This is a genomic window from Cohnella sp. (assembly GCF_041640265.1).
Taxonomy (GTDB): Bacteria; Bacillota; Bacilli; order Paenibacillales; family Paenibacillaceae; genus Cohnella.
Window position 1 is genome coordinate 100,012 of sequence record NZ_JBEQAP010000014.1, and the last position, 16,155, is coordinate 116,166.

The following is a 16,155-nucleotide window of genomic DNA, read 5'->3' on the forward strand; positions in this document are numbered from 1 at the left end:
GTCGATGGAACGAAAATGGATTTCGGCGGGTTACGCCGGTGACGATGCGCTTCCGCGCATAACGAAGGAAGCTGCGCTGAAGCTCACCCACTTGAACGTGGCGTTCGGACATGTCCGGGATGGTAAAATTTGCATCGACCATTTGAAACACCTGAATCGCCTGCCTTTGATCAAATCCGACAATCCTGAATTGTCCATTTTGCTCTCAGTTGGCGGATGGGGAGCAGGCGGATTCTCTGAAGCCGCCTCCGAACCGGAGGGAAGACGGAGTATGGCGGATACGGCGATTCGTATTTTGCGGGATCACCCGTTCGACGGTATCGACCTCGACTGGGAATATCCCTGTTATGCCGTGGCCGGAATTGCCTCGTCTCCCGATGATAAGAAGAATTTCACGCTGCTGCTGCGGGAGCTCCGGGAAGCGCTGGATCGCGAAGGTTCGGCGCGAGATCGGCATTACCTGCTGACCATCGCTGCTGGCGCTGACCGATATTATATCGACGGAACCGAGATGGAGCAAGTGCAGAAGTATTTGGACTTCGTCCAGATTATGACGTACGACATGCGAGGCGGCTTCCAAACCTTGACCGGCCACCATACGAATCTTTATACTTCGACGGGCGATTTATATCGTATCAGCGTGGACGCGTCTGTCCGCATGTTTGTGCAGGCGGGTGTTCCACGGGATAAAATTGTCATCGGCGCCGCTTTCTATTCCCGGATGTGGAAGAACGTCCCGGACCGCAATGGCGGACTGCACGAGATGACCGCGGGTGCCGGCGGGTACGGTCCCGATTATACCCGTCTGACAGCCGAGTATATCAACCAAAACGGTTATAACCGATACTGGGATGAAGAAGCCAAAGCGCCGTATTTGTTTGACGGTGAGAATTTTATTTCCTACGACGACGAGGAATCGCTTCGCCATAAGTGCGAGTATGTCAAGAACGAGAACCTTGCCGGGATTATGTTTTGGGAATATGCCTGCGATACGACACATCGTCTTTTGAACGCGATTTACGAGAGCTTTGAAGAAAATATCCCAACTGGGAAAAACCGATAATCTACCAACAGAGGGTGAAGACTGCTTGGAGCAATTCAGACTGCCTAAAATATCGATTCCCGAAATGAAACTGCCTAATGCCATATATAGCGTGCTGGCCGACGCGGAGCGCCAGCTAGCACATCGGCCGAAGCTGCTGCAGCTGTTTCAAAACTGTTTTCCAAACACGCTGGCGACGACGGCCAAACGGATGGATGACGGAACAACATTCGTCATTACCGGTGATATCCCGGCCATGTGGCTGCGCGATTCCGTAGAACAAGTCATGCCTTATGTCCCCCTGCTCAAGGATGATAAAGACTTGCAGCAGATCATTGCCGGCTTGATCAGGCGGCATATGATGTGCATCACGATCGATCCATACGCGAATGCATTTAACGAATCGGCCAATGATTGGCATTGGAATGCGGAGGATCAGACGGAAATGTCCCCTTGGGTGTGGGAAAGGAAATTCGAGCTCGACTCCATCTGCTTTTCGATGAAGCTGGCCTACCTATACTGGAAGGAGACGGGATTCGCAGACATATTCGATTCCGGCTTTAAGTCTGCGATGCGGATCGTGGTCGATCTATGGAAAACGGAACAGCGCCATGCCGAGTGTTCGCCCTATCGCTTTATAAGGGACAACGGAGTTTTGACCGACACGCTTGTGCAAGAAGGAAACGGGTCGCCAGTCAATGTCACGGGGATGATCTGGTCGGCTTTCCGACCGAGCGACGATGCCTGCGATTTCCACTATAGTATCCCGTCCAACATGTTCGCGGTCGTGACACTGCGGCAGATGCAGGAAATCGCCCGTTACGTTTTCCGCGATGAGCCTTTCGTTCGAGAGATGGAGCGGCTGGAAGCTGAAGTTGAACGCGGCATACAGTTGTAAGGCATTTATCGCCATCCCGAATTTGGCCCGATCTACGCGTACGAGACCGATGGCTTCGGCAACTACTGTCTGATGGACGATGCTGGAACGCCAGGACTTATCTCGATTCCTTATCTCGGCTACACGACTGTAGACGATCCGGTCTATATCAACACGCGTAACTTCGCCTTAAGCAAACAGAATCCCTTCTATTACGAAGGGAAAGCGGCGAGAGGAATCGGCAGTCCCCACACTCCGCCGGGTTATATATGGCACATGGCACTGTCGATGCAGGGATTAACCGCGGCGACCCGGGAAGAGCGGCTTACGATGATCGCCATGCTGGAAGCGACGGATGCCGATACCGGCTTCATGCACGAAGGTTTTCATGCAGACAATCCAGCCGAGTTCACGCGGAAATGGTTTGCTTGGTCCAACAGCCTGTTCTCTCAGCTTGTCTATAAGGCGATGATAGAAGGAATTCTGGCATGACGAACGCGCTCATTTTCTATGATCCGGCGTTTCCTATGGCGGACGGTCAGACGGTAAGCGCCGATATGCTCGAGGGTATCGGACGTATCGTCTGTGCAGATGGGCTCTCGGGTGCGCTTCATCAGGGGAGAATCCGGATGTTTCGTCAATTTGCATGCCCCAAATTTTCCTAAGGAGTCTTAGACGGATCTGCTTGCCTATTTGAAGCGTGGTGTCGATGACAAGTCAGTTATATTCGAAGTCATACCTTATCGGGTATGACTTCTTTTTACGGAAATTATTAGGTATAGAATTAATGTACAGTGCATTTTCTAAATAAGAATATGCAAACAAGAGCAACAATTAACAGCAATCAATACAAGAAGAGCTGGGAGGCTGGAAAATTGAATTATGCATATCTGGGAAAAACGGGTCTAAAGGTTAGTCGCCTTTGTCTAGGGACAATGAATTTCGGACAAAGCACTGACGAGAAGGAAGCTTTTCGCATCATGGATGCAGCGCTGGATGCGGGGATTAATTTCTTTGATACCGCTAACGGTTACGGAGGGAATAAGCGGGGATATACGGAAGAGATTATCGGCCGTTGGTTTGCCCAAGGCGGGGGTCGCCGTGAACGCGTGGTGTTGGCTACTAAAGTGTACGGCAACATGGAGGATCAGAACGACGGGCCTAATATGGCAAGCGGGCTTTCGGCTTATAAAATACGCAGACATTTAGCAGCGTCGTTAAGTAGACTTCAAACCGATCATATTGAGCTGTATCAAATGCATCACATTGAACGCAACGCAACCTGGGATGAGCTGTGGGAGGTATTCCAATCCCTTGTTCAACAAGGAACCGTTGATTATATTGGCTCTAGCAACTTTGCTGGCTGGCACCTGGCAGTGGCACAGGCTGAAGCCAAGGCTAGGAATATGCTTGGACTCGTATCCGAGCAGCATAAATACAGTCTTTTATGCAGAGAGCCAGAGCTTGAAGTACTGCCATCGGCTAAGCATCATGGGATTGGTGTGGTCGCGTGGAGCCCGCTTGCCGGGGGGCTGCTCGGAGGGAATGCGCTTAAACCTGAATATGGCTCAAGATCTTCGCATGAAGCAAAGGCTATAGAGGAGAGACGTTCGCAATTAAAGAGATACGCGGCGCTATGCTCAGATGTGGGTGAAAGTGAATCCAACCTGGGCTTAGCTTGGCTGTTAGCCAATCCAGCACTTACGGCTCCTATTATTGGTCCCAGAACCTTGGGTCAGCTCGAGAATTCACTGCGCTCTGTCGAGATCGTTATTAACGAAGAAACGAATAAAGAGCTTGACTCGATCTTCCCGGGTCCGGGAAAACCAGCTCCAGAAGCCTATGCGTGGTAATGATAATATCCGTGGTGAGGTCCCCCTGCAGGACGCCTGTGCGTCTTGTTGGGGGTTTTTCCGTATAATTTGATAAACAAGGTATTAATTAAGTTGTGGATGTGAATAGAAAGAATACGATGGGTAATAAGAGTTATAGCGCCCAAGGAATGATTGGCGTCAAGGAGGAGAATGGTATGAGTAATCCGAAAAAAGATATCAAGAAGGATGTAGAAGACATCTGGCAATCGATTGATGGTATAAAAACGGATATGCGGAGTGCCATTCTGGAAGTGAAGGATGTAATCGTAGAAGCGAGGGAATCCTTCGCGAATTGGAAAGAGGGAGCTAACATGGACGAGATGGGCGAGCTGGTGAAAGAAGGCAATGCATTTGTTATCCACGGAAAAGAAGGGCAAATAGGGGAGATAACGTATGCGCCAATTGATGAGAACACTTGGGTAATCAATCATACCTATGTGTCTCCGCCCTATCGCGGCCGTGATGTTGCACAAAGAATGCTGCGCCGTGTAGCTGAGGAAGCCAGGCTGGAGAACAAAAAGATCGTTCCGCTCTGCTCATACGCGGCTGCGCAATTTAAGCGAAATCTCGAGTACGATGACGTTTGGCAGCAATCCGAGGTATAGAAATTGTGATACGGGGGTTAGAAAGATTTAATTCCCGTATCCGTTTCTATCCTGAATAAGGAATTTGTGAGAAGTCCTTCTAACCGGAGGGGCTTGTTTTTGTTTTTTACGGGCCTTATGCTTACATACAGAAAGGTCTAAATTTAATAATAAACTCGTTGGTCTTAAAGGAGTTAGTAACGGTGGAGACGGCTTTAATTGGAAGCTTTATATCTGCAATGGCTACTGTTTTAGGAGCAGTGCCAATTTTATTTATAAAGAAGCTGTCTGAGAAGTGGAAGGATATCCTAATCGCTTTCACAGCCGGGATCATGGTCTCCGCTTCGACCTTTGGACTTATGCCGCAGGCCATTAAAGAATCAGGCATCGCGGGACTGATAATCGGATTTATTATTGGTATTTTTGTTCTCGATCAGATCGAGAACAATATTCCCCATGTCGATGTCGAGAATGATTCGAGGGTTAGCTCCTTTGATTCGAAGTCATTATTGGTTATCATAGCCTTGTTTATTCACAACATTCCGGAGGGACTCAGCACAGGTTTTAGTTATGCGAGCAATAACGAAGGCTTGGGACCAATGGTAGCTATCTCTATCGGGGCTCAGAATATACCCGAGGGTCTTGTGCTGGCTGTTTTTCTCATCAACTCGGGCGTGAGCAAATTCAGGTCTCTTCTTATTGTTGCCTTAACAGGACTGATGGAGGTTATGTCCGCAGTCGTCGGTTATTTCTCGGCGAGCTACATAGAATCGCTAATTGGGTTTGGGCTAGCCTTTGCTGCGGGGGCCATGATGTTTATCGTGTACAAGGAATTAATCCCGGAAAGTCACGGTCATGGGTATGAACGAGCGTCAACTTACTCTTTTATTTTGGGATTGTTAGCGATGGTATATATCAGTTATCTATTTGCTTAGTGCGAAGGCTGCAATCGCTCCTCCCTTTCCGAAGGGACGTTTAAGAATTTCATCTCAGGATTCTGTAGCAAGCTAAAACGTCCATAACCGTGAATCAGCTCTGTGTAACAGTCGATCTTTGATCGGCTGTTTTTGTAGTGCATTCTAACACGTTCGCAGCGTCTTAATCCCGCTAACCGAGCTGCTTCCGCGCTTCTAACACGCTCGCAGCGTCTTAATAGGGTAAAAGCACTCTATATTGAGACCATGTATTATTTGGAGAAGGTTGAGAGAGTACCTTATCACCATCCGGGAAGTGCAGCGCTGGGCGATGGTGTTTATGAGAAAGCGAAGCTAGCAAACATCCTGCTGCTAGAAAATCACGGCGTTTTGGTGTACGATACTTCAATACGTGAAGCGCGCATGGCCTTACAACCACTAGAGATGGCTTGCCGTATGCTCATTGTCTCGCAATCCGCGAAAATTCCGATGTCTGGCTTGTCTCCTGAAACGGAACGGGATTTTATCGAGAATGCGGGGTATAAACCAAGAAGGAACTGGAGTCTATAACTCATGGATCAACAGGCGATACTAGCGCTTACCTTTTTTCTGATCACGTACAGCATGATTATTGCGGAGAAAATTCACCGGACAATCGTAGCCATGATTGGCGCCTTATTGGTCGTATTTCTGGGAATTGTAGACCTAGATTCAGCGATTGAGCATCATATTGATTTCAATACGCTGGGACTATTAATCGGGATGATGATCATCGTAAGCGTAACTGCCAAGACCGGATTGTTCACTTACATTGCAGTTGTCGCGGCTAAGAAAGCGAGAGGCGAGCCGGTTAGAATTATGGTCGCACTTGCTCTAATTACGGCTGTGGCATCGGCATTTCTAGACAATGTCACGACTGTGCTATTGATGGTGCCCGTCACGTTCAGCATTGCGAGGCAGCTGAAGCTTCATCCATTTCCCTTCTTATTCACACTAATTCTGGCATCCAATATCGGGGGTACGGCTACCTTGATCGGCGATCCGCCGAACATTATGATCGGAAGCGCGGTTAAAGAGCTTACCTTCATGGCCTTCATCGATAATTTGGCGCCAATCGTTATCATTATCATGGCGATACAACTCCCCATATTCGTACTTATGTTCCGCAATAAGCTTAAGACAGCGGAGGAGAATAAACAGGGAATCATGGAAATGGACGAGAGTGGTTTAATTACCGACCGACCGCTGCTTATTCGTTGCCTCATCATTCTGGGAATAACGATTGTCGGCTTCTTCCTCCATCAGCTCATTCATGTGGAATCCTCCGTTGTCGCACTCTCCGGCGCATTCCTGCTGCTCATGCTCTCAGGAGAGCATACAATGGAAGAAGCTTTTACCCGAGTGGAATGGACGACAATCTTCTTCTTCGTCGGCTTGTTCACATTGGTTGGAGCTTTAGTAGATACGGGTATTGTTAGTGACTTGGCGCTGAAGGCGATTGAGCTTACGGGGGGAGATCTTACAACCACGGCTATGCTTATTCTCTGGATGAGTGCAATCGCCTCGGCATTTATGGATAATATTCCTTTCGTGGCGACGATGATCCCTCTAATTCAGGAAATGGGCAACATGGGAATCGAGAACCTTGAGCCGCTATGGTGGAGCCTTGCATTAGGGGCTTGCCTAGGAGGAAATGGAACGTTAATCGGAGCTAGCGCGAACCTGATAACGGCAGGATTAGCAGCCAAAGAAGGATATCCGATTTCCTTCATTAAATTTCTTAAGTATGGCTTTCCATTGATGATTCTCTCCGTCGCATTGTCTAGCATCTATATCTACTTAAGATACTTGATGTAAACATGTTACTAGAAGCATAGAAGCGGGGAGCGCCGAATATTTTTGGGCGCTCCCCTTTTTGAGCTCTATTTAGGTGGTTTTGTTGATTTGGATTGCTCAACCAGCGTGTTACGCTCCCAGAATACGCCTTCCGAATAGCCTTGGATCGAAGGGGCGCTCACTGCGGTCGCAAGCCTTTTCTCCGCTAGACAGCAATAGGTTTCATCGATCTCGATTCCTACATAACGACGGTTTAATTTCTTAGCCACGACTGAGGTTGTGCCAGCGCCCATGAAAGGGTCGAACACGACGTCGTTCTCATCAGAGCTGGCGAGAATGACTTTGGCTAGCAGCTTCTCCGGCTTCTGCGTGGGGTGATCGGTATTCTCGGGCATGGACCAGAAGGGAACCGTTAAGTCCGTCCATAGATTGGAGGGGAAAGTAAGCCGGAATTTCCCGTCGGAATCATCCTCCCAGTCTTTCGGCATCCCCGCCTCCGTTCGATAGGGGGCGACCACCTTTCTCTTCATTTTCACGCGGTCCACGTAAAATTTGTAGTCCTCTGATTTCGCGCAATACCAGATATCCTCCGAAGCGTTCTTCCAATTGTTCAGCGCTCCTCGGCCCTTCTCGCGTTCCCAGGTAATGCGGTTGATAATATTCAGGTGTTTAGAAGCAACCTCGTAGATAGAGTGGCTTGAGCGCCAATCTCCGCAGATATATACGGTAGCATTGGGTTTCAGAATACGAACGATTCTCGAAAACCAGTTGTCCAGCCACTCCGTATATTGTTCGTTGTTCATGCGTTTGAAGGTTTTCCCGTTAAAATTTTTCGTTAAATTATAGGGTGGATCGACGAACATAAGATCTACAAATTCATCAGGTAAAAGATCAATCACCTCAAACAAGTCTTGGTTGATCGTTCTGTTTATAAGCTGCTCAGTCTCCGCTTTAGCTGTTAACGTGATTAACTTTTCCCTATATTTTATTCTCTCCGACTCATTAAGAGTAAGCGTGCGATTTCTCTCGGCTCTTACTTTGTCTTCGTTTTCTTGCACTTCGAAGCACCGCCTTTTACTTCACAATCATAACAGGACAATTCGCTCTCTTGGCAACTTTATGACTGACGCTGCCGAGAACAAATTCCTGTAGTCCGTTCAGACCTCTGCTTCCTAGCACAATGAGATCCACTTGATTCTCGTTAGCATATTTCACAATTGCCGGACCAGGTTCACCATGCAAAATTTTTGTTTCGAATTTCACGCCCGCAAGCGCCGCTTTCTCTTCAACGGCGATAACACGCTTTTTGCGAAGGTCGGTACGATCGAGATCATTCCAATGGTGCAGCACATCCGCTTTTACAACGGCTGCATCGAGTACGTACACAATTTCAACAAGGGTTTCCGGGTCGCAAACGGCAATCTTCATTGCTTGGTCCGCAGCCCTTAGAGAATGTGGAGATCCATCTGCGGCTATCAATATTTTTTTGTACATAAGGTTGACCTCCTCTGATTTTACAAGCGTTCCCCTCGTTTTACCTTCTCGAGAGCTTCTTTCAGGTCTGTTTTACGGATTCGCCAATGCCGCCCAATCTTAAATGCCGGAATTCGTCCTTCATTCACTAATTTGTAAGTCGAAACTTCGCTGATTTGCAAGTATTTGGCTACTTGTTCAACTGTCATAATTTCATGCTCCAAGTGGAAAACTCCTTAATGTATAAAATTAGTTGCTGTAGATATAACTCAATTATACCCAAATGCATTAAAAATGTATATTTTAATCAATACTTAGCCAATAAACCTTGATTTCAAGAGTGATTAAAAGGAAACAGAAGAATTCTCACTTTAAGAGCGCTTTCTTGACAATAAAAGTGCCTCGTAATAAAGATGCTAACTCTGTATAATCCAAAAAGGAGATAGCTAACGGACCCGACTTTTCTGAGAGTGAAAAGTCAAAGTATATATCTATGGGAGGAATGTTGTTTTGGCAGCTAGTTTAAGCATAAAAAGAGATTGGTTCACAGATCCGAAAGCAAATATTCTGGCAGGTATGACGGTAGCGTTTGCTCTTATACCTGAAGCCATTGCTTTCTCGATTGTTGCAGGGGTTAATCCAATGGTAGGGTTGTATACTTCCTTTATCATTGCTGTAATGATCTCGTTTTTTGGTGGAAGACCGGCAATGATCTCCGCAGCTACTGGTGCAATGGCATTGCTAATGGTTGGGCTGGTCAAAGCACACGGTGTTGAATTTTTATTCGCGGCAACGGTATTGACGGGAATCATTCAAGTTATTGTAGGCTATCTTAAGCTTGGCAGATTTATAAGCTTCGTACCTCATTCTGTAATGACGGGGTTCGTAAATGCGTTGGCGATTCTTATATTTATGTCTCAACTTACGCATTTCGTAGGACAGGGCTGGATCATGTATAGTCTCGTTGCATTGACTCTTCTGATCATTTATATTCTGCCCCGATTCACAAGAGCAGTGCCATCTGCATTGGTAGCCATTATCGTTGTATCAGCAATAACGATAAGCTTAAAGATAGGTGTGCCGACAGTAGGTGATATGGGGAATATTATCAGCGCGTTTCCAGTGTTTCATCTTCCTGACTTTATTCCGACACTTGATAATCTTATGATCATATTACCTTATTCCATCTCGCTGGCTCTGGTAGGTCTCCTAGAATCATTGTTAACGGCAACCATTGTGGATGACATGACAGATACAAGCAGCGATAAGAACCGAGAAGTCAAGGGTCAGGGTCTTGCTAACGTAGTTACTGGATTTTTCGGAGGTATGGCTGGCTGCGCCATGATTGGCCAATCCGTTATTAATGTCAAGTCAGGCGGCCGTACTCGTTTATCTACATTTGTCGCGGGTACTTTCTTGTTATTTTTGATCATTGTTCTTAGCAGCGTCGTGAAAGAAATTCCGATGGCGGCTTTAGTCGGCGTCATGATTATGGTCTCGATTGGCACATTCGACTGGTCATCGCTCGTTCAGCTTAAGAAGATACCCTTTGGCGATGCGCTTGTAATGATTGTAACCGTCAGTATTGTTGTTATTACCCACGATCTATCTTATGGCGTTATGGCGGGTGTACTTCTAAGCGCATTAATCTTTGCGGCGAGAATATCCAATCTTAGAGTATCTTCTCGATTGGAAAAGGACGGAAAGAAGATTTACTCCGTTTCGGGCCAATTATTTTTTGGAACGACGTCACACTTTGCCGAGAAGTTCGAGTTTTTCGATGATCCCGATCATATCGTGATTGATTTCAACCACTCCCATGTGTGGGATCACTCTGCAGTGAATGCCATTGCAAAGGCGGTTGCGAAATATCGGCAGTTAGATAAGCATGTTGAAGTTGTAGGGCTGAACGAGGAAAGCAAACGTATTATTGATAAAATCGGCATTGAGTCGCCGGGTGGTCACTGACAATTCGCGATACCTCAATAAAAGCCAAGGAAGACAGATTAATGTCTTCCTTGGCTTTTTCTTGGTTCCTATTCAGATAACCCCCGAATCCTCTTTCCAACTCTTAGCGGGCACCCACTGCTTTGTCTTGAAAGAATAGCGTTTAATTACGCGAGCAGGCGCACCTACGGCAATACTATATGGCGGAATTATTCCCCTAACGACACTCCCAGCACCAATGATTGATCGTTCCCCAATATTGGCGCCTGCAAGAACGCAAACATTCTGCCCAAGCCAAACCCCTTTGCCTATCGTTGTCGGTGAGAATGTTAAAGGCTGCTCCGCATATTGAGGCCCTTCCGGATCGATGGAATGATTATTATCGCTTATGTAACACCCTCCGGCAATCAGAGCATCATCTTCAATGATCAAACAATGCCTGCTGGAAAGGAGTACTCCATGCCCGATGCTAACACCATTTCCTATCTTTAGGATTGGGACGGGTCTTGATGTTTGTGTTTGTGGATTAGCGGGATAAGTCTCAATCCTACAGGAGGGTCCGATATAAACTCGGTCGCCTATTGCAATATATTCCGCATGATGAGTATACAAGGGCGAACTAATCGTCGTCCGTTTGCCTATTCGATAAAAAAGTAATTTATACAGTAGCAAAGTCACGATTTTATTCTTCACTTCTCGTGTTCGTTTAAGAACATGTCCTATCCATTGGGACATTATCACCTCTCCTTATGATCATTTTGTAGCGACTAACCCGTTCATATATGAATGCCCAAAGGCATTACTCTGCAAAAAATAATTCAAGCAGAAGTTGACTTCATTCACCATGGCTCGTACTTCAGTCGTGGTTACTTCATTATAACGATGATGTTTTCGAATCGACACGGGGTTTTTTTAGCGAAAAAGAACAAGTTTTGTTGAAATTAGGTATGCCCAATTATTTTACTTAATGGATATATTTTGTAAAAATAAATCTCGTAACTTGACAAAAAGATACATAATGTTACAAAAAAACACCGTTTACCCAAATGGATATACTTTGCTACAATTAGTATCAATATCTACTAGATTTCTTCCAATGTTCGTCAACCTGATGACGGTGCGACAGAGATACCCGTAGAAACGAAAGGGGAATACCATGAAACTTGTCAGCAGAATGGGTTTAATTATTATGTTACTAGTTACGTTCGTACCCGTGAATAGCATGTACGCAGCGCCCGGCGATGGAGCACCTAGTGAATATGGTGACAATTTAATTGTCAACGGAACGTTTGAGGAACAGTTAGAACAAGGGTCACAACAAAGGGTAGCACATTGGGGAGTCTGGCCTCCGGAAGATACATTTGAGGTCGTTGATATAACATCCCCACCGGGAAATCGGGTGTTGAAGATGCACACGGAAGACATCCCCGCGCAATGGGGAGTTTCAGAGGCTCATCAATGGGTCAGCATGGTAGAGAACCAGCCTTTTGCGCTTTCAGCTGATATTTTCTTTGAATTCGCGCTAAATGCAATTGTTACGATGCGAATTGATTTTTATGATCAACCAGTTCCTCATCCAGATGCTTATATTTCCCACATTTTTAAAGATGTCTACTATAATTCGGCTGCTCCCAACAAGGCATTCAATGATGTTGATATTGCCGGGATAGTGCCGCCGGGCACTCGATCCAGCAAGGTCGAGTTTGATATAAAAGCTACCCAAAAGAATGCGAAAGGAACGGCCTATGTCGATAATGTAAAATTGCAATATCAGTGGGCGCCTACGGATCTAAGAGTAGCGGCTCGAACGGATACATCTATCAATCTTGCATGGGACAAGCCGCTGTTTGGTGATGGTTATCAGTATGAGGTCTATGATGATGATAAGGGAATATTGCTGGGAGAGTCGGAGGATACAACCTTCACCGTGGAAGGATTGGAGCCTAATACAGCCCATACGTTTTATGTTGTAGCCAAGACGATTGATAAAGTATCTTTGCCGAGTAATACATTACAAGCAGCGACTAATAAACCGGACGGCACGATTACGATCATGCCGCTTGGCGACTCTATTACAGCAGGCGTTTTTGACGGGGGGTATGTTCCAGGCGGATATAGAGGGTACCTTTCTGAGCTTTTGCAGAGCAGGGATTCTAATGCACATTTTGTTGGTTCCCTTGACACCAATCCGGCGGATATTGAGAATTTCGATCGAGATCACGAAGGGCATGAAGGGTTTACAACGACACGTATCGCCACAGAATTGATTGACAGTCGGGTGTTCGTGTATGCACCTGACTACATTCTTTTCCATGCAGGTACTAACGATATGTGGAACGCGGACAATAAAGCAAAGGACAATATGAAAAAAATGCTGGAGAGCATTACGACACGCCTCCCGGAAACCTACGTTATCGTTGCATCAATACCAGGCATATATCAGCCCAATGTAGAGTTGCTTCCACGAATCCAAGCGTATAACGCCGACTTGAAAGAGATCGTGCAGCAGTTAAATGCTGCCCACAAGAAAGTCGGTTTCGTGGATATGAATGCCATGGTTACAGAACAATATTTTACCGCTCCCAACGGTGATCGTATTCATCCGAACGCGGATGGCTATAAGACCATGGCAGAAGTGTGGTACGATGCCTTGGATGCGGTAATAACGACTGGCGACGTTGCGGGTATGTTTCCTGAAGCGCCGGTAATGAACGATCCAGAGCTAAACACAGATAATACTACAGTCCAGTTATCCTGGCAGGCCGGTGCCGATAACATCGGTGTCGACCACTATCAGATTTATCAGAATGATATCGCAATTCCGAGTGTCACTGAAGCGACTTACGGCAACATAACAGGACTTGCTCCTTCTACTACGTATAATTTTTCAGTTGAAGCTGTTGACAAGGCGGGTAACCGATCCCGAAGTAACAGTGTTAGCGTGGTGACTCCTGACATGCCCGATTCGAACCCGCCGACAGCTCCAACCGATGTGACGGCAGTAGCTGTCACGCACGATAGCATCAAGCTATCTTGGGTTCCAGGCACTGATGACATCGGAATTCGTAGCTATGAAGTGAATTACAACGGGTTAACTACTACTACCGTTTCGGATGCCGTATACAGTGGCTTTGATCTTATGGGATTAAGTCCAGAAACACCTTATTCCATTTCTCTTAAGACAATCGATCTTGCGGGGAATATGTCTGATGGCACTGACCCGATAGTAGTCGAAACCAGTGCTGCGCCTCCAAGCGGTCTTAAAGTTAAGGATAAATCTTCAGCAAGCATAACACTGACATGGAATGCTGCGGAAGACAAGGATGGTATAGCTTCATATCGTGTCTACATGAATGATTTACCGCATGTCACAACTGAAGAAACTAGCTATACCTTTAATGACTTGATACCAGGTCAAACGTATGTGTTCAAAGTTACGGCGGTAGATAAGCATGATAATGAAACCACTCCAACAGACATTTTATCTCAGGTAATGGTGCTGCTGCCTCCAGTAGGTTTAGCGGACACGAAGACAACCACTAACACGATCGATATCCGTTGGTCATCTGTTGATGGTGCTACTGGATACAAAGTGTATGTGGATGAAGTATTAAGAACAACGGTTAGCGGCACAGAGTATCGGATTGAAGGGTTAACGCATAATACGGAATATTCGATTGCCGTGAAATCCGTGTTCGGAGAAGGGCTTGAATCTGTTATTAGTGACGTAATTAAAGTCAAAACGGACATGATGCCTGAACCACAAGGACCAACGGGATCATTCGCGTTCCCTGTGACCCCTGCCGATCTACTGGAATACACCGAGACGGACAAAGGCATCAAATTACGATTCGTTCCGAATATCGATGAGACTAAGAAATCGTTGAACGGAACAGACGAGCGATTGGTGTTAAGCATTCCGTCCGATAAGCCGTTTGATATGCTGGAAGTCGAACTGAGCGGAGAGTTGCTGAAGCTGGGAGCTGACAAGAAGAAGCCGGTCGATATCCGAATGGGAGGCCTTACTCTGGAGCTTGCTCCAGGTTGGTTGAACGCCGCTGATAAAGATAGCGTGACGCTCATGATTGCTGCCCGAACACTTGAGAAGGATGAATCGGTTTCGAAGCAGTCACTCAAGCCTCTATCATCCGCTTATGACTTCGAGGTTCAGTTGAATGGCGCCAAGGTGTCCGCTTTCTCCGAACCTGTTAAGTTAAAGGTATCGACAAGCAGCACACCATCTGCAGATCTTTCGGGTGTTTACCTGTTGGACGAAACCACGGGAGCGTGGACATACCAAGGAGGATCCATCGGCTCGGGCGGTCAGGTAATGCTGGAGCTGCCGCATTTCTCAGAATATGCCGTATTCACCAGTGTGAAGACATTCGCTGATATCTCCACTCATTGGGCGCTGAAGGATATTGAATCTCTCGCTGCCAAACAAATCGTATTCGGTTTGACGAATGACCAATTCGGTCCGTCCGGCGAAGTGAAACGCGCAGAATTTGCAGTCATGCTGGCCCGGGCATTCAAGCTGAAGGCCGTTGACGGAAAGCTGCCGTTCGAAGACGTTTCTGAACAGGCATGGTACCATAATGGAGTAAAGGCGGCATACCAGGCAGGCTGGATCCAAGGGGTTAGTGAAACTCGATTCGATCCGAATGCTCGTATTACCCGCGAACAGATGGCGGTCATGATTATGAAAGCATACCAGTATGCTGCGGAAGGCAGCCTGACACAAGATGATCAGACGGAGGAGTTACCATTTAAGGATGCAGCCGATATTAGCGACTGGGCGGTAGCCTATGTACGTCAAGCTTACACACAGGAGCTGATAAGCGGCATGGATGGAAGCTTTAAACCGAGTCTATATGCCGACCGTGGACAAGCGGCGGCTATGATCAGCCGGCTGCTTAAGCTAAACGTCTAAGTATACTCGAAGTTAGGAAAGGCGAACGAAAAATCGCACCTCAATCCAGAAAGGGATGAGGTGCGATTTCAATTTATCATAACTTGCCGATTCATCCCTCTTCAACGAAGTAAGAGAGGGATGAATCGGCATTTTCTTTTTGCCCTAGATACGAACAAATGTGCTATAATGAAAGAGGGATTTACGTTCGCAGAAGGAGGTGTGCAAACTCAGATGCTGCACCGCAAAGCTTTTCGTTTTCGTCTCTATCCATCGACCGAGCAGATCATCCTCATTCGCCAAATGTTCGGATGTTCAAGGTTTGTGTTCAATCATTTTTTGACAAAATGGAACGAGTCTTACAAGGAGTCAGGAACAGGCTTGTCCTATCACAAATGTGCGACAGGTATCCCTGCACTCAAACAAGCTTTTGTCTGGCTTAAGGAAGTGGACAGCATATCATTGCAATCTTCTGTCCGCCATCTAGCGGATTCCTTCGATCGCTATTTTCGTAAACACAGCGACGCTCCTCGCTTCAAAAGCCGCAAAAATCCGGTTCAATCCTACACCATGAGATACACCAATGCCAATATTACGATCAAAGATACAGAATTGAAACTGCCGAAACTCGGATGGGTCCGTTTTGCCAAATCGCGCGAGATAGAAGGCCGCATCCTGTCGGCCACCGTAAGACAGAAC

The 16,155-nt window shown here is 46.6% G+C and carries 14 protein-coding genes and 1 pseudogene; 11 read left to right on the forward strand and 4 right to left on the reverse strand.

Translation table 11 applies throughout. The features are described 5' to 3' along the window. The first annotated feature begins 4 nt into the window (after positions 1 to 4). The 8 genes and pseudogenes from ACESLK_RS12720 (at position 5) to ACESLK_RS12755 (ending at position 7,148) form a co-directional block, all read left to right on the forward strand. Complete coding sequence (locus ACESLK_RS12720; RefSeq protein ID WP_373229852.1) at positions 5 to 1,063, forward strand: glycoside hydrolase family 18 protein; 1,059 nt, start codon at positions 5 to 7, stop codon at positions 1,061 to 1,063. A 25-nt stretch (positions 1,064 to 1,088) separates the two neighbouring features. Then, positions 1,089 to 2,411, forward strand: a pseudogene (locus ACESLK_RS12725) (glycoside hydrolase family 125 protein). After that, positions 2,408 to 2,584, forward strand: a complete 177-nt coding sequence (locus tag ACESLK_RS12730; protein ID WP_373229836.1) for a hypothetical protein — start codon at positions 2,408 to 2,410, stop codon at positions 2,582 to 2,584. Before ACESLK_RS12725 ends, ACESLK_RS12730 begins: the two are co-directional and overlap by 4 nt. A 210-nt stretch (positions 2,585 to 2,794) precedes the next feature. Continuing rightward, positions 2,795 to 3,772: an aldo/keto reductase gene (locus ACESLK_RS12735; RefSeq protein ID WP_373229838.1), complete on the forward strand. Its 978-nt coding sequence runs from the start codon at positions 2,795 to 2,797 to the stop codon at positions 3,770 to 3,772. Positions 3,773 to 3,948: 176 nt separating this feature from the next. Continuing rightward, positions 3,949 to 4,398 (forward strand): GNAT family N-acetyltransferase, encoded by a 450-nt coding sequence (locus ACESLK_RS12740; RefSeq protein WP_373229839.1) that lies wholly within the window; start codon positions 3,949 to 3,951, stop codon positions 4,396 to 4,398. Positions 4,399 to 4,580: 182 nt separating this feature from the next. Further along, entirely contained in the window at positions 4,581 to 5,312 is a 732-nt protein-coding gene (locus ACESLK_RS12745) for a ZIP family metal transporter (protein ID WP_373229840.1), read from the forward strand. Positions 5,313 to 5,453: 141 nt separating this feature from the next. Beyond that, positions 5,454 to 5,861: a class II aldolase/adducin family protein gene (locus tag ACESLK_RS12750; protein WP_373229854.1), complete on the forward strand. Its 408-nt coding sequence runs from the start codon at positions 5,454 to 5,456 to the stop codon at positions 5,859 to 5,861. Between the two features lie 3 nt (positions 5,862 to 5,864). Next, the gene (locus ACESLK_RS12755; RefSeq protein ID WP_373229841.1) at positions 5,865 to 7,148 is read left to right on the forward strand and encodes an ArsB/NhaD family transporter; all 1,284 of its coding nucleotides are present in this window, start codon (positions 5,865 to 5,867) and stop codon (positions 7,146 to 7,148) included. 65 nt (positions 7,149 to 7,213) lie between these two features. Here ACESLK_RS12755 and ACESLK_RS12760 read toward each other — a convergent pair whose 3' ends face one another. The 3 genes from ACESLK_RS12760 to ACESLK_RS12770 are packed head-to-tail and all read right to left on the reverse strand — an operon-like array spanning position 7,214 to position 8,809. After that, on the reverse strand, positions 7,214 to 8,185 hold the full coding sequence (locus ACESLK_RS12760) for a DNA-methyltransferase (protein WP_373229843.1): 972 nt from the start codon (positions 8,183 to 8,185) through the stop codon (positions 7,214 to 7,216). Between the two features lie 16 nt (positions 8,186 to 8,201). Continuing rightward, complete coding sequence (locus ACESLK_RS12765) at positions 8,202 to 8,621, reverse strand: universal stress protein (protein ID WP_373229844.1); 420 nt, start codon at positions 8,619 to 8,621, stop codon at positions 8,202 to 8,204. 20 nt (positions 8,622 to 8,641) lie between these two features. Beyond that, positions 8,642 to 8,809 carry a helix-turn-helix domain-containing protein gene (locus ACESLK_RS12770; protein WP_373229855.1) on the reverse strand — a complete coding sequence of 56 codons (168 nt, stop codon included), beginning with the start codon at positions 8,807 to 8,809 and terminating at the stop codon, positions 8,642 to 8,644. A gap of 367 nt (positions 8,810 to 9,176) precedes the next feature. On the opposite strand from ACESLK_RS12770, the gene ACESLK_RS12775 reads away from it, so the two are divergent. Beyond that, positions 9,177 to 10,568, forward strand: coding sequence for a SulP family inorganic anion transporter (locus ACESLK_RS12775; protein ID WP_373229856.1), 1,392 nt, complete (start codon positions 9,177 to 9,179; stop codon positions 10,566 to 10,568). Positions 10,569 to 10,640: 72 nt separating this feature from the next. On the opposite strand, the gene ACESLK_RS12780 is transcribed toward ACESLK_RS12775, so the two are convergent. After that, positions 10,641 to 10,979 (reverse strand): acyltransferase, encoded by a 339-nt coding sequence (locus ACESLK_RS12780; RefSeq protein ID WP_373229845.1) that lies wholly within the window; start codon positions 10,977 to 10,979, stop codon positions 10,641 to 10,643. Positions 10,980 to 11,703: 724 nt separating this feature from the next. Between ACESLK_RS12780 and ACESLK_RS12785 the strand changes: the two genes are divergently transcribed. After that, the gene (locus ACESLK_RS12785; protein ID WP_373229846.1) at positions 11,704 to 15,477 is read left to right on the forward strand and encodes a fibronectin type III domain-containing protein; all 3,774 of its coding nucleotides are present in this window, start codon (positions 11,704 to 11,706) and stop codon (positions 15,475 to 15,477) included. A gap of 213 nt (positions 15,478 to 15,690) precedes the next feature. Beyond that, a partial coding sequence (locus tag ACESLK_RS12790; protein ID WP_373229858.1) for a helix-turn-helix domain-containing protein occupies positions 15,691 to 16,155 on the forward strand: 465 nt, incomplete at its 3' end.